The sequence below is a fragment of the Pseudonocardia sp. genome (genome assembly GCF_025465255.1).
GTDB lineage: Bacteria > Actinomycetota > Actinomycetes > Mycobacteriales > Pseudonocardiaceae > Pseudonocardia.
In genome coordinates this window covers 1-18,434 of sequence record NZ_JAODNI010000078.1, presented here as the reverse complement: position 1 = coordinate 18,434, position 18,434 = coordinate 1, and the positions used below count along the sequence as shown (strand labels likewise).

Below are 18,434 nucleotides of genomic sequence, written 5' to 3'. Positions count from 1 at the left end.
TCCGCCTCCGCGGGAGAGAGATCGTCGGTCATGAGGTCCGGCTCGTGCGGCGGCCGCCGGCGAACGAGACCGCCAGCAGCAGCACCCAGGTCAGCAGCAGGCTGGCCAGGGTCAGGGCGACCGAGACGCCGGCGACGCTGCGCCCGACGTCCACGACCGCGATCGGGAAGGTGTCCGTGTAGAGCAGGATCCGGGCGATCACGATCTCACCGAGGACCAGCGCCAGCGTGAGGAACGCCGAGCCCAGCACGGCGCTCCGGATGGCCGGGAGGACCACCCGCAGCAGCGCCGACGCCCACCCGGCCCCGAGGTTGCGGGCCGCCTCGACGAGCGTGCGCAACGGGATCGCGGCCAGCCCGTTGTCGATCGCGCGGTAGGCGAACGGCAGGGCCAGGACCACGTAGAACGGCGTCAGCGCGGTGATCGACGACGAGAACAGCGACCGGAACACCGGCGCGTCCAGGTTGGCCTGGACGAACGCGATGCCCGCCGCCATGACGACCGGCGGCACCACGATCGGCAGGATCGTCGCGCTCTCCAGCAGCCCGGCGACCGCGGGGAGGCGCAACCGGACCCACACCGCCGTCGGGATCACCAGGATCAGCACGAGCACCGCGGTGACCACCGCGATCTCCAGGGACACCAGCAGCGCGTTGAGCAGCACCGGGTCCGTGGCGATCGCGAGGTAGTTGGCGAACCCGTAGCCGCCGCCGGGCTTGCGCAGGCTGAACTCGCCCGCGGCGACCAGCGGCACCAGGAAGTAGATCGCCGCGATCACGAAGACGACGACACGCCAGCGCCTGCCCCGCGTCATCGCGACGTCCACTTCGCCGCGCGCCGCTGCAGCAGCAGGTACCCGACCATCACGATCCCGATCACCACGACCATGTCCAGGCCGAGCGCGAGCCCGACGTTCTGCTGGCCGGCCAGCACGTTGCCGGACAGGGCCGAGGCGATCGACGTGGTGACCAGCGGGATGGAGCCGCTGGTCAGGGCGAGCGCCGTGGCGTACGCGGCGAAGGCGTTGCCGAAGAGCACCAGCGTGGCTCCTCCGAGCGCGGGCGCGAGCACCGGCAGCGCGATGTGCCGCCAGTACGACCAGGCGGACGCGCCGAGGTTCTCCGCGGCCTCCCGCCACTGCGGCAGCAGGCCCTCCAGCGCCGGGGTGATGAGGATGACCATGAGCGGGATCTGGAAGTAGACGTAGGTCAGGCCCAGGCCGGTGAGCGAGTCGATCCGGAAGCCCGCCGCGTAGAGGTCGATCCCGACGCCGCGCAGGAAGAGCGTGGCGAGCCCGGTCTGGCCGAGGGCGCCGATGAACGCGAACGCCAGCGGCACCCCGCCGAAGTACGCGAGCACCCCGGACGCCGTCGACACGATGCGGCGCAGCGGGCTGCCCGGCCGGCTGGTGATCACCGCCTGGGCGAGGAAGACCCCGAAGACGGCGCCGATCAGCGCGGTCACCGCGGACAGCAGCAGGCTGGACGCGAAGGCCAGGCGATACTGCGGCTCGGTGATCGAGGCCAGGACGTTCGCGAACGTCGGTCGGCCGCCGGAGTCCGTGAGCGCCCCGGTGATCACGAAGTAGAGCGGCCCGCCGAGGAACACCAGCAGATAGGCCGCGAAGGGCAACAGTCCCAGCCCGGCCCGCCAGTTCCGGGCCGGCCGCACGGTCTCCTTCGGTGCGGCCGGCTGCTCGAGGAGCGAGGTCACGGCGTCAGGACGTCGCGGTCGCCCAGTTCTGGGCCACCACCTTGTTCGCCGCGTCCGTCTGCGCCTGCGTCGGGAACCGTGCCTCACCGGAGACGGGCGGAAGCGCCGCGAGCAGCGCCTTGTCCGCGGTGCCCCCGGCGGTCATGGCCTCCAGCCGGATGGGCCGGGCCTTGCCGGCGAGCCACAGGTTCTGGCCCTCGTCCGAGTAGAGGAACTCCTGCCAGAGCCGGGCGGCGGCCGGGTGCGGAGCGTTCTTGTTGATCGCCTGCGCGTAGTACTGGGCGAACAGCCCGTCCGTCGGGACCGCGACCTTCCAGTCGAACGAGGCCTTGTTCTTCTCGGTCTCGGCGACGTTGAGGTAGTCCCAGTCCAGCACGATCGGCGTCTGGCCGCTCTGGATCGTGGCGGAGTTCGGGTCCACCTTCAGCAGGTTGCCGCTCTTCGCGACGGAGCCCCAGAAGGTCACGCCGGGGGTGATGTCGTCCAGCGAGCCGCCGTTGGCCAGCGCACCCGCCCACACCGAGGCGAACGCCGACGCGGCCTGGGTCGGGTCCCCGTTGAGCGCGACCTTGCCCGCGTACTCCGGCTTGGCCAGGTCCGCGAAGCTCGTCGGGCAGACCGGGACCAGCGTGGAGTTGCAGCCGATCGAGATGTAGCCGCCGTAGTCGTTCACCCAGGCGCCGTTCGCGTCCTTGTTGGCGGCCGGGATCGAGTCGAACGTGGCGACCTTGTAGGGGGCGTAGAGGTCCACGTTGCCGAGGGCGAAGGACTGGCCGAGGTCCAGCACGTCCGGCGCGCGGTCCTGGGTACCGAGCTGCTTGACCGCGTTGATCTCGTCCTGGCTGGAGCCGTCCGGGTTCGCCGAGTCGACCTTGATGCCGTACTTGTCCGAGAAGCCCTTGATGATGTTCCCGTAGTTGGCCCAGTCCGGGGGCAGCGCGATGACGTTCAGCGTGCCCTCCGCCTTGGCCGCCGCGACCAGCGCGTCCGTCCCGCCGCCGGCCTGGGCCGACGTGGCGGTGGCCCAGGCGTTGCCGCCCGAGGCCGAGGAGGACGAGCCTCCGGAGCTCACGCAGCCCGCGGCGCCCAGCGCCACGACTGCCCCGACCGCGGCGGTCACGAGGACCCGACGACTCCGGTGCGGCGATCTGATCATGTGCGGTTCTCCTCGAGAACGGTGCGCTGGGGAGCGCAGGTGCGGGAGCTGTCGATCTCCCCTGATCGGGGAATCTAGCCGCGCGGTGCGACAAGTTCGGTCACGCACGGGTCACGGAACGAACGTTCCGGAGGGCGGCACGTGGACGGCGAGCACCAGGACGGGGCCGAGGAGCACTACCGGCAGCACTCACGCGGCGCTGGAATCTCCTCCGGCCCCGCGCAGGAGGTCCGTCACCCGGACGATCCCGGCGCAGGCCCCGGCGTCGTCGAGCAGGACGAGGTCGTCGTAGTGCCGGGTCCGGTCACCGGACAGGCAGTGCCTCAGCGCCACCGGGATGTCGACGTCCGCGGGCAGGGTCCGGGGCGGCTCGGTCAGCCCCGAGGCCGGCCGCTGCGCCCACAGCGCCCGGCCGAACGGTCCGGAGATCGCCAGCATGAAGCGGTTGCGGTCCAGGAAGCCGACCGGCCTGCGCGCCGCATCGAGCAGGACGACGCTCCCCGCCTGCGGATGGTCCGCGAGTGCCTGCCGCGCCTGCTCCGCGGTCGCGTTCGCCGGCAGGCTGACGGCCGCCTGCACCAGTTCGGCGACGCCCGGGCGGCCCGGGATCTTCGCCGACCGCGGGACGGGGGAGGGCCGCAGCCGGGCGGCCGCGTTCTCCATCAGCTCGAGGGGCAGGCCGACCCCGGCCGTCGACGCCCGCCGCCGGGTCCCGGCGAGCAGCGGTCCCTGCGCCCAGGGGATCCCGTGGTGGCGGACGGCGGCGAGCTCGTCCGGCGTCGAGACGCCGACCGCCGCGGTGCGCACCCCGACCACCCGGCACACCTCGGAGATCGCGGTGACGACGGCGGCCGCGGTCCTGTCCGTGGGCAGCCGGGCGACCAGTTCGGCGTCGATCTTGACCAGATCCGGCCGCAGCGCGGACACGAACTCGAGCCCGAAACCGCGTCCCACCTGGTCCAGGGCCACCCCGAAGCCGTCCGCCCGCAGCTCCGCGAGCCGTTCCAGCAACACCTCCGGCGGCGCGGCGGCGAGTGCCGGGTTGATCTCCAGCACGAGCGGCGGCGCCGGGCGGTCCGGGTTCCGGCGCTCCAGCGTGGTGCGGAACTGCGCGACCCGGCCCCGGGCCCCGACGACGGTGTCCGCCAGGACGTCGACGTGCAGGGGCACGCTCGCGTCGTGGTCCGCGCCGTGCAGGACGGCCGCGCCGGCAATCCCGGAGTCGAACTCGGCGAGCTGCCGCGGCCCCCAGACCGAGGTCTGCGCGACGTGCTCGGTCCGGTCCCGCGTCTGCCGACGCAGGACCTCGAGCCCGACCGGCCGGCCCGTCACCAGGTTCAGCAGCGGCTCGAATGCGAACCGCCCGGAGGCACTCACCGCAACGTTCCCGCAGTTGTCACAGCAATGATTAGATCGAACGGACGTGAACGCGCAGTGAACGATCTTCGAACACTACGAAGGGTGACGTGTCGCTCCCCCGCTCGTGCACCGTATGTGTCTCCGGCATCACTTACCGCGCACAAGGCATCACTCAACGGCCTCCACGGGCCATCCTCAGGACGTCCAGGGCCGTGTCCAGCTGCTCCAGGGTGAGCTTCCCGGAATCCACATGGCCCCGTTCGAGCACGACCTCGCGGATCGTGCGGCGCTCCTTGAGGGACTGCTTCGCGATCGAGGCCGCCTCCTCGTAGCCGAGGTACTTGTTGAGCGGCGTGACGATCGAGGGCGAGGACTCGGCATACTCCCGCGTGCGCTCCAGGTCCGCCTCGGCGCCGTCGACCACCTTGTCCGCCAGCAGCCGCGCCGCGTTGGCGAGCAGCCGCGCGGACTCCAGCACGTTGCGCGCCATGACCGGCATCATCACGTTGAGCTCCAGGTTGCCCTGGGTGCCGGAGAACGCGACCGTGGCGTCGTTCCCGATGACCTGCGCCGCGACCATCATCGTCGCCTCGCAGATCACCGGGTTGACCTTCCCCGGCATGATCGACGAGCCGGGCTGCAGGTCCGGCAGGTGGATCTCGGCGAGCCCGGTGCGCGGTCCGGAGCTCAGCCAGCGCAGGTCGTTCGCGATCTTGTAGAGGGACACGGCCACGGTGCGCAGCGCGCCCGAGGCCTCGACCAGGCCGTCTCGGCTGCCCTGGGCCTCGATGTGGTCGCTCGCCTCGGCCAGCACGTCGAGCCCGGTGGCCGCGCGGAGCTCCTCGGCGACACCGGAGCCGAAGCCCTCGGGGGCGTTGAGCCCCGTGCCCACCGCGGTGCCGCCGATCGGCAGCTGCGCGAGGCGGGGGAGCACGTCGCGGACCCGCTCGATGCCGTACTCCGCCTGGCTCGCCCAGCCGCCCGCCTCCTGGCCGAGGGTGATCGGCACGGCGTCCATGAGGTGCGTGCGGCCGGACTTGACGACGTCCTTCCAGTCCTCGGCGCGGCGGCGCAGCGAGGCGGACAGGTGCTCCAGCGCCGGGACGACGTCGGTCGCGAGCGCCTCGGTGGCGGCCAGGTGGATCGTCGTCGGGAACACGTCGTTCGACGACTGCGAGGCGTTGACGTGGTCGTTCGGGTGGACGTCCGTGCCCGACGCCCGCGTCGCGAGGGTCGCGATGACCTCGTTCGCGTTCATGTTCGACGACGTCCCGGAGCCCGTCTGGAACACGTCCACCGGGAAGTGCGCGTCGTGCCGGCCCCCGGCGACCTCGTCCGCGGCCTCGGCGATCGCCGAGGCGAGCTTCTCGTCCAGCACCCCGATGCGGCCGTTCACCCGCGCGGCCGCGCCCTTGACCAGGCCGAGCGCGCGGATCTGGGCCCGCTCCAGGCCTCGTCCGGAGATGGGGAAGTTCTCGACGGCACGCTGCGTCTGGGCCCGCCACAGGGCGTCGGCCGGGACCCGGACCTCGCCCATCGTGTCGTGCTCGACGCGGTACTCCGCCTGGTCGTCCTTGCCGTCGGTGCCGGCAGCGCCCTCGCTCATGCGCCTCATCCTCCGCCCGGGGGCACCCCGGGCGCAGGTCCGGATGGGCGGGATTACACCGTCCGTGCGACGGCCCTCGTGAGCCGCCGACCGAGTGGTCGCGTCCGGCCGGGCGATCCTCGCGCTCCCGGTTAACGCGCCGCACGTACGCGGGGGAGCATCACGGCAGGAGACCGGAGTCGGGGTGAGGGTGTGCGGGCCGACCGGCGCGCTACTACCGCACGTCGCGCGACATCGCTCCGATCCGGCGGCCGACGTGCCGAACCACTTCACGCGGGCATTCGACGAGGGTGCCTCGCTGATCCGCCGGGGCCGGGTGGATCAGCAGCTCGCCGTCCCCGTCGGCCGCGGCGCCCACCCGGTCACGCTCGTCCTCGGCCGCGGCGACGCGTTCACCGAGCGGGACGTCCTGCGCGGCGTGACCGACCAGGGACGGGACTTCGCGGAGGTGGTCCGGCTGCCCCCGTGAGCTGGCCGTCGTCGGGCTGCTGGCCGAGGGCCTGACCGCAGGAACGATCGGCCGGCGGCTGCAGAACGCCGAGCGGACCGTGCACAAGCGCCTCGAGAGCTGCTACGCGAAGCTCGACGTCGCCGACCGGCTCTCCGCCGTCATCCGGGGCCCAGCGGCTCGGCCTCGTGCCCGCTGCGCGGCGGGGTCCCGTAGCCCTTCGGACGAATGCGACCATTCGGGCCATCGCCGCGGGGCCGCCCGGCGGCTTTCACCGCGCCGATGTACGTGGATCGTTGACGAACGGCTCGTCAGGGGGCGAGCACCTGGTCATGGAGCGCCGGTTCGGGGTGAGGGGCATGATGGCGCGGCACGAACGGGACTGGATGGAGTTCGTCGCCGCGCTGATGGCGGAGCCGCTGACCGAGTTCCCCGCGCAGCGGATCGCACTGCGGCTCGGGGAGACCTTCGACGGACTGGGCTGCTCCTTCAACGACATCGCACCGGGCCGGGCACCGACGATCGAGCTGTACCCGCTGCGGGAGAACCTCTCGGGTTATCGCGATCAGATCGAGGAATGGAGCATCGAGCGGGCCGCCGAGGAGCACCCGCTGCTGCGCTTCTACATCGGGACCGGCCTGCGGGTCCCGATCCGGACCCACGACGTGCCGGCCACGTACTCGGACCCCCGGGTCTGCGGTGAGTGGACGGCGCTCGCCCGTTCCTGCCACTGCCAGGACCAGATGGCGTTGCCGCTGCGGTTGCAGCCGGGCGTGCACCGGGCGTTCGTCCTCGGCCGCGGCGAGCCGTTCACCGACGCCGAGCTGGACCTGGGCCGCGTGCTCTGGCGGGTGCTGACCGGCCTCGACCGCCAGGTGTCCGCGTTCGTCCGGGCGCGCCGGGAGATGGGCGCGGCCGGCCACGACGTCGCGTCCGCGATCCGGCTCACCCCGCGCGAGTCCGCGGTCCTCACACTGTTGTCGCAGGGGCTGACGGCGGGAGCGATCGGTCGCCGGCTGGACATCGCCGAGCGCACGGTGCACAAACATCTGGAGCGCTGCTACTCGAAGCTCGGGGTGGCGGACCGGCTCTCGGCCGTGCTCCGCGCCCAGCGTCTGGGCCTCTTCGGTGCGGTGTCCTAAGGGCGCCGCACCGGCGCCCCGCGGACCAACACACACGGCCGCTCGGGGGCTTTCCCCGGTTGATTCCCGCAAATCGGTAACGCCGTTGTCCTCAACTCGGAGCTTCGAGTCGGCAGAGTTGACCGACGACGGGGCGGAGTGGGATGCGATGAGGACGGGGTACGACGACCGGGCATGGCTCGAGTTCGTCGCGGAGCTGATGGCGGAACCGTTGACGGAGCTGCCGGAGGACCGGATCGTGCTGATGCTGCAGGACACGTTCGACGCGGTCGGGGTGGCCACGTCGGAGTTCATGCCGGGCCGGCCGCTGGCGGGGGAGATCTATCCGCTCGACGGCTCGATGGACGGCTTCCGCGACCAGATCATCGAGTGGGGCGTGGCGGCCGCCCCGCGCAGCCACCCCGTCCTGCGCTACTACATCGTCACCGGGGACCTCGGCCCGCTGCAGATCGCGGACGTGCCCGAGGACTTCCTCGATTGCGACGGGTACGGCGAGGGGAACGCGCTGGCCCGCGTCTCGGGCATGACGGCGCAGGTCGCCATGCCCTTCCGGGCGGGGGGCGCGGTCCGCTCCTTCACCATCGCCCGGCCTGCCGTCTTCACCAGGGAGGACATGGCACTGGCCGGGCGGATCTGGCGGCTGCTGAGCGGCCTGGACCGCCAGGTTCGGGCGTACTCGGCGGCGCTGCGGAGCATCGACGCGGCGACGGCGGACGTCGCGTCCGCGGTCCGGCTCACGCCCCGGGAGCGGTCCGTGCTCGCCCTGCTGTCCCAGGGGCTGACGGCGGGTGCGATCGCCCGCCGGCTGGACATCGCCGAGCGCACGGTGCACAAGCACCTGGAGCGCTGCTATGCGAAGCTCGGGGTGACGGATCGGCTCTCCGCGGTGCTGCACGCGCAGCGGCTGGGCCTGGTCGGCGCGGCGTAACCCCGTTTCGTCCCTGTCGACTGCGCAGTTCTGCGTATGCCCACGGCGCCGCGGGCGGACACAGCTCCGCGGGGACCTCGGTCGCGGACGCGCAACCTGAGAAACGGCCCCCGGTTCATCAGGTTTGTCGATGACCGGCCGCCCGCGGGGAGCGAGAATGGGGCCAGGCCGCCGGAGGGGCGGCGGCTACAGGGGCGGCGCTCGAGAGGGCGTCAAGTCCGGCGCGGCGCAGGGCACGGCTCCGCGCCGGACGCTCCTCCTCCCCTCCACGAGGACCCGAACACACCACAGGCCCCGCCGGACTCCGGCGGGGCCTGTCGGCGTGTGCGGTCTACGGCAGCGGCGGGGTGTTCTCGTTCTCGACGAACACCGCGGGGTCGAAGTCCACCGACGCGTACTCGCGCAGCTTGGTCAACCGGTGGTAGCCGTCGATCAGCCGGACCGTGCCGGACTTCGACCGCATCACGATCGACTGCGTGGTGCAGCCGCCCGCGCGGTAGTGCACCCCGCGCAGCAGGTCCCCGTCGGTGACGCCGGTGGCGCAGAAGAACACGTTCTCCCCGGTCACCAGCTCCTCCGTGGTGAGGACACGGCTCAGGTCGTGGCCGGCGGCGATCGCCTTCTCGCGCTCCTCGTCGTCCTTCGGCCAGAGCCGGCCCTGGATCTCGCCGCCCATGCACTTCAGCGCGGCGGCGGCGATGATGCCCTCGGGCGTGCCGCCGATGCCGATCAACATGTCGACGCCGGTGCTGGGGCGGGCCGCCGCGATGGCGCCGGCGACGTCGCCGTCGGAGATGAAGCGGATGCGCGCGCCGGTCGCCCGGATCTCCTTGACGATCGACTCGTGCCGCGGCCGGTCCAGCACACAGACCGTGACGTCGGTGACGTCCAGGGCCTTGGCCGCCGCGACCTTGCGGATGTTCTCCGCGATCGGCGCGGTGATGTCGATGACGCCCGCGGCCTCCGGCCCGACCGCGATCTTCTCCATGTAGAAGACGGCCGACGGGTCGAACATCGCGCCGCGCTCGGCGACGGCCAGCACGGCCAGCGCGTTGGGCATGCCCTTGGCCATCAGGGTGGTGCCGTCGATCGGGTCCACGGCGACGTCGCACCAGGGGCCCTCGCCGTTGCCTACCTGCTCGCCGTTGAACAGCATCGGGGCCTCGTCCTTCTCGCCCTCGCCGATCACGACGACCCCGCGCATGGAGACGGTGCCGATCAGCTGGCGCATCGCGTCGACCGCCGCGCCGTCCCCGCCGTTCTTGTCCCCGCGGCCGTTCCAGCGGCCGGCCGCCATGGCCGCGGCCTCGGTGACCCGGACCAGCTCCATCGCGAGGTTGCGGTCCGGTGCCTCGCGGCGTCGTTCCGGCTTGGATGTCCCGGTGGTCTCGCTGGGGCCGGTCATCGGGTCTCCTTCTGCATCGGTGGGGCGCCGGGTCGTGCTCCGGCGTCCCGCGGCACGGCGGTGAGCCTGCGGCGGGGAGTCCCCGGGATCCTCCCAGATCGCCGCGCCGAACGGGGTGCTCCGAGAGCCACGCCATTGGCGCACCCCGCCCGACGTGTCCCGACGCCGGTACCGGGAGGTGCGCACCCGGCACGTGGGGGGACGATGGAGGGCGTGAGTTCCCCCTCCGAGCCGCCGCCCCCGCAGAAGCCCGCCCGCGGCGGGGCACCCGACGTGCGCGGCATGCTCGTCGCGCTCGGCGTGCTCCTGGTGATCGCGCTGGTGGGCGTCGGCGGGCTGCGGTCGTGCTCCTTCGCCCCCGGCGGCCCCGAGGTGGACCCGAATGCCGTGCCGGTGACGGATGTCGGCGCGGCGTTCACGGACTTCGCGAAGGCGTCGGCGTTCCCGCTGCGCGTCCCGGCAGTCCCGGCGGGCTGGAAGCCCAACTCGACGGACCGCGGCGCCGTGACCGGCGGCGGGTCCGCCGTCCGGGCCGGGTACGTGACGCCGGACGGGCGCTACCTGCGCCTCGTGCAGAGCGACGCCACCGAGGAGAACCTGCTGGCCACGGAGGCCGGCGGGCCGGTGGGGGGCCGCGGCACGATCGACGCCGCGGGCCTGACCTGGGTGGAGTACAGCGCCCCGGACCGCGAGCCCTTCCGGATCGCGACGCTCCCCGGCACGCCCACGGTGCGGCTGCTGATCACGGGCAGCGGAACCGACGACGAGTTCCGCGCTCTCGCGGAGGCGACGGTGAAGTCGACCCCGCTCGCGCCCGGAGCCGAGCAGAACTAGCTGCCGGGGTCAGGCGTCCTCGTCCGCCTCTGCCAGGGCCTTCTCGACCCGCTCCCGGGCGCCGGCGAGCTGCTGCTCGCAGCGCCGCGCCAGCTGCTCGCCCCGCTCCCAGAGGGCCACGGACTCGTCGAGGCCGAGGCCGCCCACCTCGAGGGCGCGGACGACCTCGGCGAGCTCGTCCCGAGCCCGCTCGTAGTCCAGCTCCTCGACAGGCGCGTGTTCCGGGCTGCTCACTCGACGGCCTTCCTGGTTGCCTGATTCCGCGGCGTTCCATTCTGCGGCGTTCCATTCTCCTCGGGCGCGACGACCGCGTGCACGGCCCCGTCCCCGACCCGGATCCGCAGCCGCTCCCCGGCGGAGGTCTCGCCGACCGCCGTCAGGATCGGCAGTACCGCGCCGGCCTCGTCGGCGGGCGCGATCCCGGCCGGGACGCGTTGGACGATCGCGTACCCGCGGGCCAGCGTCGCGGACGGGCCCAACGCCGTCAGCCGGGCGCGCAGGTGCGCGATGTCCGTCTCGCCCCGGTCGATCCTTCGCTCGACGGCCGCCCGCGTGCCCCCGCGCAGCCGTTCGAGCTCCTCGTGCCGCCGGTCCAGGCTCCGCAGCGGCTCGGCCAGCACCGGGCGGGCCCGCAGGGCGGCGAGGACGCGCTGCTCCCGGTCCACCCAGCCGTGCAGCGCCCGCCGCGCCCGGTCCCGCAGGGCCCCGACGCGGGCGACCTCCTCGGCGAGGTCCGGCACCAGCCGCCGGCCGGCCTCGGTGGGGGTGGAACACCGGAGGTCGGCCACGTGGTCGACGAGCGGAGTGTCCGGCTCGTGCCCGATCGCCGAGACCACCGGGGTCCGGCACGCGGCGACGGCGCGGCAGAGCGTCTCGTCGGAGAAGGGGAGCAGGTCCTCGACGCTTCCGCCGCCGCGGGCCAGCACGATCACCTCGACCTCGGGGTCGCGGTCCAGCACCTCGAGCGCGGAGACGATCTGCGGGACGGCCAGGCCACCCTGGGTCGCCGTGTTCTCGATCCGGAACCGGACCGCGGGCCAGCGGGCCTGCGCGTTCGAGACGACGTCGTGCTCCGCCGCGGACGACCGCCCGGTGATCAGCCCGATCCGGCGCGGGAGGAACGGCGGGCGGCGCTTGCGTGCCGGATCGAACAGGCCCTCGGCCGCCAGGAGCTTGCGCAGCCGCTCGACGCGCGCCAGCAGCTCACCGAGCCCGACGGCGCGGATCGCGTCCACCCGGATGCTCAGCGTGCCGCGGCCCAGGTAGAACGACGGCTTGCCGTGCACGATCACCCGGTTGCCCTCGGCGACCACCGGGCCCTGCTCCCGCACGAGCGACATCGGCACCGTGAGCTGCACGGACACGTCGGCCGCGGGGTCCCGCAGCACGAGGAACGCGGTACCCGTGCCGGCGCGGGCCGTGACCTGCGCGAGCTGGCCCTCGATCCAGACGGCCCCCAGCTTGTCGACCCACTCGGCGATCTTGCGGGCGACCGTCCGGACCGGCCAGGGAGTCTCCTCCGACGTGGGCCCCGCGCTCACGCCTCGGTGACCGTGGTGATCCGGTTGCTCAGCATCGTGACGTAGGCCGGGCGGTCCTCGTGCGTCGTCTCCCACGCCAGCAGCGACGTGAGGTCGTCCAGGCTCAGCGTGCGGAGCTTGCCGCGGAGCTGGGGCAGCGTCATCGAGGGGTAGGTCGGCATGACGTTCGGGCCCCCGGGGGAGGTGCCCGTCTCGGCGGTGTCCGTGCCGGCGAGGTCCCCGGCGGCGGCGCTCGCGGTGACGGCGGCGGCCGTCGCGGCCGCGGTGTCCGGCTTCTCCGGTTCGGACTCCAGCTCGGGTCCGGACCGCGGCCCCGGCAGGAGTTCCTCGGAGTCCAGTTCGGTAGCCGTCGGGTGGAGCTCGGTCACGCGGCGGCCGTTGCGGGCGGGGTCGGGGGACTCGTCCAGCTCGTCGTCGAAGGTGGCCCACGAGGGTGACTCCTCGACGGGGCTCAGGGACCCGAGCACCCGGTCGCCCTTGATGGCCAGCTCGGTGACCCGCTGCTGCAGGCGCATCGACACCTGCAGGGCCTGGCTGACGGCGGTGACGGGGAACTCGATCGCGAGGCGGGGCAGCTCGCGAGCCTGCTCGACGGCGGTCGCGGCAAGGCCGGCGGCGATCCGCACCGGCATCGGGAGCGGCTTCATGAGGTCATCCTCCCTCGTCGGCGCCGCAACGGCACACCGGGGATCGCCCGATAGTGCTGTTGCTCACCGGGCCCGGCCGGAAACGCCGCTCAAGACCCCCGGCCGGGTCGCCCCGCTCACTCCCGGCGGCCACCTCGCCGGCTCGCCCGTACGCTGGCGTTCATGGTTGGCACTGCCGGATCCGAAGGCAAGCGCGTTCTCCTCGCCGCACCGCGGGGGTACTGCGCCGGCGTGGACCGTGCGGTCGAGGCCGTGGAACAGGCCCTCGAGCAGCACGGCGCCCCCGTGTACGTGCGCAAGCAGATCGTGCACAACCGCCACGTCGTCGAGACGTTGAGCGCGCGCGGTGCGATCTTCGTGGACGAGACCGACGAGGTGCCCGAGGGCGCGCTCGTCGTGTTCTCCGCGCACGGGGTGTCGCCGGCGGTGAAGGAGCAGGCGAAGGAACGCTCCCTGCGCACCATCGACGCGACGTGCCCGCTGGTGACCAAGGTGCACCAGGAGGCGAAGCGCTACGCCCGCGAGGACTACGACATCCTGCTCGTCGGCCACCAGGGTCACGAGGAGGTCGAGGGCACCTCGGGCGAGGCCCCGGCGAACATCCAGCTCGTGGAGAACGCCGCGGACGCCGCGACGGTCACCGTGCGGGATCCGGCGAAGGTCGTCTGGTTGTCCCAGACCACGCTGAGCGTGGACGAGACCATGGAGACCGTGCACGCGCTGCGGGACCGGTTCCCGACGCTGCAGAACCCGCCGAGCGACGACATCTGCTACGACACCCAGAACCGGCAGGTCGCGGTGAAGGCCATGGCCCAGCACTGTGACCTGGTGATCGTGGTCGGGTCGCCGAACTCGTCCAACTCTGTGCGGCTGGTGGAGGTGGCGCTGAACGCCGGCGCCGGCGCCTCCCACCTGATCGACTACGCGCGCGAGATCGACGAGGCGTGGCTCGAGGGCGTGCGGACGGTCGGGGTGACGAGCGGTGCGTCGGTGCCCGAGGTGCTGGTGCGCGGCGTCCTGGACTACCTGGCCGAGCGCGGCTGGGAGAGCGTCGAGGAGGTCACGACCGCCGAGGAGACCCTGACGTTCGCCCTGCCCCGCGAGCTGCGTCCGAGCCGCGCTTCCCGCTGACCGGTGTCCCCGCCGGCGCCCGGCTCCTGGGCTTCTCGTCCAGGTCCAGGGACTCCAGCTCGTCGAGCTCGGCGTCCTCGGCCCGGCGGTCCCTGCCGAACAGCCCGCGTAGCCGGGCGACGGCGTCGTCCGCGCCGAGGCGCTGGCCGAACAGCCGGATCACCCCGATGACGAGCACGACGGCGGTGGTGACGGCCATCGTCGGGAAGCCGTTGACCAGCGGTGCCCCGATCATCAGCATCTTCTCGGTGGCGCCCGCGCCGGGCCCGGGCGTGCCGATGACCAGCACGACGGCCGGCACCGCGACGGCCAGCAACAGCGGCGGCTGCACCATGGGCCCGAACAGGCTCCGGCGGCGCACCCAGCCCACGGCGAGCACGCAGCCGACGAAGTAGGCGATCGTGAAGATCGTCCCGAGGGTGCCGAGCCGGAGGATGTCGACGAACACCCCGAGGGCCGTCAGCACCAGCGCGACGCCGATCGCGGCGACCGGCGGGATGCCCAGCACGGAGCCGATGATCGAACGGTCGGCCACCGGCCACCGGCCGGCGCGTTGCTGGGCGGCGGTGCGCTGCCGACGGCTGGTCTGCTGCCGCTTCGGAGCGGTGGTGTCCCGGGGACCCGTCACCCGTTCACCGTAGCCCGGGGCCCGTCACCCCCGTGTTCGGCGTCGCCGCCGTGGTCGCCCGCGTCCTGGCGGCGTTCGGGCACCAGCTCGTGCAGGGCGATCAGCGAGTCCGCCGCGGAGGCGACGAGCTCGGGGGCGGAGACGGCGCGGGGCGTGCGCTCGACCTGCCCCGGGCTCTCCAGCTCGCCGTCCGCGACCTTGAGCTCGGTGAGCTTCCGCGCGGTGACCAGCACCCGGGCCTCCAGGGAGGACACCGTCCGGTTGTAGCTCTCCACCGCGCCGTCCAGGCTGCGCCCGAGCTTCGCGACGTGTGTGCCCATCGTCGCCAGCCGGCCGTGCAGCTCCCGGCCGAGCTGGTGCACCTGCGCCGCGTTGTGCGCCAGCGTCTCCTGCCGCCAGCCGTAGGCGACCGTGCGCAGCAGGGCGATCAGCGTGGTGGGCGTCGCGATCACGACGTTGTGTGCGAACGCGTGCTCCAGCAGCGCCGGGTCCGAGCGCAGCGCCGCCTCGAGGAACGGGTCCCCGGGGACGAACAGCACCACGAACTCCGGCGTGGGTTCGAACGCCTGCCAGTAGGCCTTGGCCGAGAGCTGGTCCACGTGGGTGCGCAGCTGCCGGGCGTGGGCGGTGAGCCGCTCGGTGTGCCGCGCCGGGTCCTGCGTCTCGACGGCCTCCAGGTAGGCCGCGAACGGCACCTTCGCGTCCACGACGATCTGCTTGCCGCCGGAGAGCCGCACGATCATGTCCGGCCGGACGCCGTTGTCGTCGTCGGTGCCGCTGGCCGCGCTCACCTGGGTGGAGAAGTCGCAGTGTTCGACCATTCCCGCGAGCTGCACGATCCGCTCGAGTTGCAGCTCGCCCCACCGGCCGCGGACCTGTGGCGCCCGCAACGCCGTGACCAGCGCCTTCGTCTCGGTCTGCAGCCGGTCCGAGCTGACGTGCATCGCCGCGACCTGCTCGCGCAGGCCCGCGTAGGCGGACTCGCGCTCCTTCTCCACGCTGCGCAGCTGGCCCTCGACGCGCTGCAACGTGGCCGCCATCGGGTCCAGCAGCTTGTTGATCGCGTGTGCGCGGGCCGCCTCGTCCCCCTCCGCCTTCGCGTGCAGGGCCGCGGCGGCCTCCTTGATCCGGCTCTCGGCGAGGGTGACGAAGTGTTCGTTGTTGCGCGCCAGCGCGTCCGCGGAGAGCGCCCGGAACGCCTCCTTGAGCTCGGCGTCCCGCTTGACGAGCATCCGCTCGCGTTCCGCGCCCGCCTCGCGCTCGCTCCGCAGCGCGGCCAGGGTGCCCGCCGCGTCCGACTCGGCCCGGCGCAACCGCTCCGTGGTGTTCTGCACCTGCTCGTGCAGCTCCTCGATCCGCTCCAGCAGCCCGGTGCGCTCCGCGCGCAGCCCGGCGGCATCCGCTCGGGCCGTGGCCGAGGTGTTGGCAGCGGCGCGCTCGGCCTCCGCCGACGCGACCCGGGCCCGGGAGACGGCGAACATCCACATCGCCCCGGCCCCGAGGGCCAGGCCGACGAGCAGCCCGATGAGCAGCACGTTGAGCGCGGTCACGACATCCACGCGTGCAGCGTGCACCCGGGGCCCGACAGTTTCGGGGATCCCCAGGTCGGCCGGGGTGTCCGGGTTGCCTCAGTCCGAAACGGACTCCAGCTCGAGCAGCTGCCGCTTCACGGCCAGGCCCCAGCGGAAGCCGCCCAGCGACCCGTCCAGGCGCAGGACCCGGTGGCACGGCACGAACAGGGCCGCGGCGTTGCGGGCGCAGGCGGTCGCGGCGGCCCGCACGGCGGCGGGACGGCCGGCCTTGGCCGCGTACTCGGTGTAGGTCACGGGCGCGCCCGCCGGGACGGTCCGCAGCACGTCCCAGGCGTGCTGCAGGAACTCGCCGGACCGCTGCCGGACCGGCACGTCGTCGATCGCGTGGACGTCCCCGCGGTGGTAGGCGCGCACGGCGTCGGTGACGTCCCCGAGGTTCGCGGCGCGGTCGAGCGACGTGGGCCGGAGCGTCGGGTGGATCAGCGGCAGGAGGTCGTCCGTGGTGGACGTCCAGCCGGAGGCGAGGACGGCGCCGTCGTCGTCGACGACGGCGGTGAACGGGCCGATCGGCGTGTCCTGGGTGGACCAGGTGCTCATGGTCGTGTCCTTTCCGGGGCGGACGTCCGCCAGAGGTGGGTGGCGGCGTAGGACCGCCAGGGGCGCCACCGCTCGGCGTAGCGCGCGAGCGAGGCCTGGTCGGACGGGAGTCCGAGCGCGGCCGCGCCGCGGCGGACGGCGAGATCGGTGGGCAGGAGCTCGTCGGGGTCGCCGAGCAGCCGCATAGCGACGTAGCCGGCGGTCCACGGGCCGACGCCGGGCAGCGCGGTCAGCGCGGCGCGCAGCTCGGCGGGGTCCCGGCCGGGGTCCAGGACGAGCGAGCCGTCCGCGACGGCCGTGGCCAGGGCGACCACTGAGCGCCGGCGGCGTTCAGGCCCGGTCAGGACGTCCGCGGCGTGCTCCGCGAGCTGCTCGGCCGTGGGGAACAGGATGTCCGGGCCGCCGGCGGCGAGGGATTCCGGGAGGTGCTCGCCCAGCTCCGCCGCCAGGCCCGCGCCGGTGGTCCGGGCCGCGGCGACGGAGATCTGCTGGCCGAGCAGGGCCCGGACCGCGATCTCCGTGCCGTCGACGGCCCCCGGCAGCCGGATGCCCGGGACCGCGGCGACGGTCGGCGCGAGCGCCGGATCGGCGGCCAGCAGCTCGTCGACGGCGACGGGATCGGCGTCGAGGTCGAGCAGCCGGCGCAGCCGTGCGACGGCCGGGCCGAGGTCCCGCGGATCGGTGAGCCGGACCGTCGCCTGCACGTGGTTCGCGGCGCGCGGCAGGTCGAGGGCGACGGTCGCGGGTCCGTGCGGAAGGCGCAGCGTGCGTCGGTAGGTGCTCCCGTCGACCGACTCGACGCCCGCGAACGCCCGCGTGGCGAAGAAGGCCAGGAGCCCGTCGGCGTCGAGCGGGGGCCGGTAGGGCAGGCGCAGGGTGATCGCGCCGGCCGCGGCCGCGCTCTCCGGCGAGGGCCCGCGCCGCCGCACGGCCTCGGTGCGCAGCGTCGTCGGCGGCACCGCGTACACCTCGCGGACCGTGTCGTTGAACTGCCGGACGCTGGCGAACCCGGCGGCGAACGCGATGTCGGCCATCGACATCGGGGTGGTCTCGATCAGCAGCCGGGCGGTGTGGGCGCGGTGCGCGCGGGCCAGGGCGAGCGGCCCCGCGCCCAGCTCGGCGGTGACGACGCGGGTCAGGTGCCGCTCGGAGTAGCCCAGGCCCGCGGCGAGCCCCGCGACCCCCTGGCGTTCGACGACCCCGTCCGCGATGAGCCGGACGGCGCGGGCCGCGAGGTCCGCGCGGCCGTTCCACTCCGGCGAACCGGGGACGGCGTCCGGCAGGCACCGGCGGCAGGCGCGGTAGCCGTGCTGCTGGGCGGCGCCGGCCGTCGCGAAGAACTCGACGTTGACGCGCTTGGGCGTGGTGGCGGGGCAGGAGGGCCGGCAGTAGATGCCGGTGGTACGCACGGCGGTGATGAACAGCCCGTCGAACCGCGGGTCGCGGGAGGCGACGGCGCGGTAGCAGCGTTCGGGATCGAGCGGCACGGGGACGACTCTGCCACCGCCCCGCGGCCCGCTCTGGCGGAAATCGGACGCGAACGCGCAGCCGGTCAGTCCGCGCGGCGGCAGAAGGACGCGGGCAGGGTCTCGTCCGCGCACATCTCCAGCAGCAGGGAGCGCACACGGGGAGGCCGGGCCGCCCGCTCGGGGAGCGGAGCCGCGTGCTCGTCGTCGGCGACGGGACGCTCCGGGGCGGGCCCGACGGGTGCGGGCGCCGCGGCACGCTCCCGTGCCGCACGTGCCTCCGCGGCGGCCCGCTCCCGCG

General features: G+C 73.6%; 19 protein-coding genes and 1 pseudogene. 6 read left to right on the top strand and 14 right to left on the bottom strand.

What is annotated here, in order from left to right; all coding sequences use genetic code 11:
- Nucleotides 1–28: 28 nt before the first annotated feature.
- The 5 genes from JWP64_RS08435 to JWP64_RS08415 form a co-directional block, all read right to left on the bottom strand.
- The gene (locus tag JWP64_RS08435) at nt 29–814 is read right to left on the bottom strand and encodes an ABC transporter permease subunit (protein WP_297494205.1); all 786 of its coding nucleotides are present in this window, start codon (nt 812–814) and stop codon (nt 29–31) included.
- The gene (locus tag JWP64_RS08430; RefSeq protein WP_297494203.1) at nt 811–1,713 is read right to left on the bottom strand and encodes an ABC transporter permease subunit; all 903 of its coding nucleotides are present in this window, start codon (nt 1,711–1,713) and stop codon (nt 811–813) included. The genes JWP64_RS08435 and JWP64_RS08430 overlap by 4 nt, the downstream gene beginning before the upstream one ends.
- A 4-nt stretch (nt 1,714–1,717) precedes the next feature.
- Nucleotides 1,718–2,869, bottom strand: a complete 1,152-nt coding sequence (locus JWP64_RS08425) for an ABC transporter substrate-binding protein (protein WP_297494201.1) — start codon at nt 2,867–2,869, stop codon at nt 1,718–1,720.
- A 189-nt stretch (nt 2,870–3,058) separates the two neighbouring features.
- A complete protein-coding gene (locus JWP64_RS08420; RefSeq protein WP_297494199.1) occupies nt 3,059–4,246 on the bottom strand; it encodes an EAL domain-containing protein in 1,188 nt (395 codons plus the stop codon).
- A 154-nt stretch (nt 4,247–4,400) separates the two neighbouring features.
- Entirely contained in the window at nt 4,401–5,834 is a 1,434-nt protein-coding gene (locus tag JWP64_RS08415) for a class II fumarate hydratase (protein ID WP_297494197.1), read from the bottom strand.
- A gap of 256 nt (nt 5,835–6,090) precedes the next feature.
- On the opposite strand from JWP64_RS08415, the gene JWP64_RS08410 reads away from it, so the two are divergent.
- From JWP64_RS08410 to JWP64_RS08400, 4 genes and pseudogenes are all read left to right on the top strand, one after another.
- Nucleotides 6,091–6,303, top strand: a complete 213-nt coding sequence (locus tag JWP64_RS08410) for a hypothetical protein (RefSeq protein WP_297494195.1) — start codon at nt 6,091–6,093, stop codon at nt 6,301–6,303.
- Between the two features lies 1 nt (nt 6,304).
- Nucleotides 6,305–6,385 (top strand): annotated as a pseudogene (locus JWP64_RS31445) (hypothetical protein); the annotation flags it as partial.
- Nucleotides 6,386–6,578: 193 nt separating this feature from the next.
- Complete coding sequence (locus JWP64_RS08405; RefSeq protein WP_297494193.1) at nt 6,579–7,424, top strand: LuxR C-terminal-related transcriptional regulator; 846 nt, start codon at nt 6,579–6,581, stop codon at nt 7,422–7,424.
- A gap of 148 nt (nt 7,425–7,572) precedes the next feature.
- Entirely contained in the window at nt 7,573–8,352 is a 780-nt protein-coding gene (locus JWP64_RS08400; RefSeq protein WP_297494191.1) for a helix-turn-helix transcriptional regulator, read from the top strand.
- 331 nt (nt 8,353–8,683) lie between these two features.
- On the opposite strand, the gene glpX is transcribed toward JWP64_RS08400, so the two are convergent.
- Nucleotides 8,684–9,757, bottom strand: a complete 1,074-nt coding sequence (gene glpX / locus JWP64_RS08395) for a class II fructose-bisphosphatase (RefSeq protein ID WP_297494189.1) — start codon at nt 9,755–9,757, stop codon at nt 8,684–8,686.
- 213 nt (nt 9,758–9,970) lie between these two features.
- Between glpX and JWP64_RS08390 the strand changes: the two genes are divergently transcribed.
- Nucleotides 9,971–10,591, top strand: coding sequence for a DUF4245 domain-containing protein (locus tag JWP64_RS08390; RefSeq protein WP_297494187.1), 621 nt, complete (start codon nt 9,971–9,973; stop codon nt 10,589–10,591).
- Nucleotides 10,592–10,600: 9 nt separating this feature from the next.
- Here the strand turns inward: JWP64_RS08390 and JWP64_RS08385 are convergent, their stop codons facing one another.
- The 3 genes from JWP64_RS08385 to JWP64_RS08375 are packed head-to-tail and all read right to left on the bottom strand — an operon-like array spanning nt 10,601 to nt 12,779.
- On the bottom strand, nt 10,601–10,825 hold the full coding sequence (locus JWP64_RS08385; RefSeq protein WP_297494185.1) for an exodeoxyribonuclease VII small subunit: 225 nt from the start codon (nt 10,823–10,825) through the stop codon (nt 10,601–10,603).
- Nucleotides 10,822–12,132 carry an exodeoxyribonuclease VII large subunit gene (gene xseA, locus JWP64_RS08380; protein WP_297494183.1) on the bottom strand — a complete coding sequence of 437 codons (1,311 nt, stop codon included), beginning with the start codon at nt 12,130–12,132 and terminating at the stop codon, nt 10,822–10,824. The genes JWP64_RS08385 and xseA overlap by 4 nt, the downstream gene beginning before the upstream one ends.
- Entirely contained in the window at nt 12,129–12,779 is a 651-nt protein-coding gene (locus JWP64_RS08375; RefSeq protein WP_297494181.1) for a lipid droplet-associated protein, read from the bottom strand. The genes xseA and JWP64_RS08375 overlap by 4 nt, the downstream gene beginning before the upstream one ends.
- Before the next feature lie 162 nt (nt 12,780–12,941).
- On the opposite strand from JWP64_RS08375, the gene JWP64_RS08370 reads away from it, so the two are divergent.
- A complete protein-coding gene (locus JWP64_RS08370; protein ID WP_297494179.1) occupies nt 12,942–13,910 on the top strand; it encodes a 4-hydroxy-3-methylbut-2-enyl diphosphate reductase in 969 nt (322 codons plus the stop codon).
- Here the strand turns inward: JWP64_RS08370 and JWP64_RS08365 are convergent.
- The 5 genes from JWP64_RS08365 to JWP64_RS08345 form a co-directional block, all read right to left on the bottom strand.
- Complete coding sequence (locus JWP64_RS08365) at nt 13,840–14,538, bottom strand: DUF6542 domain-containing protein (protein ID WP_297494177.1); 699 nt, start codon at nt 14,536–14,538, stop codon at nt 13,840–13,842. The two genes, JWP64_RS08370 and JWP64_RS08365, sit on opposite strands and share 71 nt — an antisense overlap.
- Nucleotides 14,535–16,097: a DNA recombination protein RmuC gene (gene rmuC / locus JWP64_RS08360; protein ID WP_297494175.1), complete on the bottom strand. Its 1,563-nt coding sequence runs from the start codon at nt 16,095–16,097 to the stop codon at nt 14,535–14,537. The genes JWP64_RS08365 and rmuC overlap by 4 nt, the downstream gene beginning before the upstream one ends.
- 69 nt (nt 16,098–16,166) lie before the next feature.
- Nucleotides 16,167–16,667, bottom strand: a complete 501-nt coding sequence (locus tag JWP64_RS08355; protein ID WP_297494173.1) for a methylated-DNA--[protein]-cysteine S-methyltransferase — start codon at nt 16,665–16,667, stop codon at nt 16,167–16,169.
- Nucleotides 16,664–18,154, bottom strand: coding sequence for an AlkA N-terminal domain-containing protein (locus JWP64_RS08350; protein ID WP_297494171.1), 1,491 nt, complete (start codon nt 18,152–18,154; stop codon nt 16,664–16,666). Before JWP64_RS08350 ends, JWP64_RS08355 begins: the two co-directional genes overlap by 4 nt.
- Before the next feature lie 65 nt (nt 18,155–18,219).
- Nucleotides 18,220–18,434: hypothetical protein (locus tag JWP64_RS08345; RefSeq protein WP_297494169.1), on the bottom strand; the 215-nt coding region annotated here is incomplete at its 5' end.

Coding starts and splice junctions, on each gene's coding strand:
- JWP64_RS08400 (WP_297494191.1), top strand. CDS start 7,573: ATGAGGACGGGGTACGACGACCGGGCATGGCTCGAGTTCGTCGCGGAG.
- JWP64_RS08355 (WP_297494173.1), bottom strand. CDS start 16,667: ATGAGCACCTGGTCCACCCAGGACACGCCGATCGGCCCGTTCACCGCC.
- JWP64_RS08370 (WP_297494179.1), top strand. CDS start 12,942: ATGGTTGGCACTGCCGGATCCGAAGGCAAGCGCGTTCTCCTCGCCGCA.
- glpX (WP_297494189.1), bottom strand. CDS start 9,757: ATGACCGGCCCCAGCGAGACCACCGGGACATCCAAGCCGGAACGACGC.
- JWP64_RS08435 (WP_297494205.1), bottom strand. CDS start 814: ATGACGCGGGGCAGGCGCTGGCGTGTCGTCGTCTTCGTGATCGCGGCG.
- JWP64_RS08415 (WP_297494197.1), bottom strand. CDS start 5,834: ATGAGCGAGGGCGCTGCCGGCACCGACGGCAAGGACGACCAGGCGGAG.
- JWP64_RS08375 (WP_297494181.1), bottom strand. CDS start 12,779: ATGAAGCCGCTCCCGATGCCGGTGCGGATCGCCGCCGGCCTTGCCGCG.
- JWP64_RS08425 (WP_297494201.1), bottom strand. CDS start 2,869: ATGATCAGATCGCCGCACCGGAGTCGTCGGGTCCTCGTGACCGCCGCG.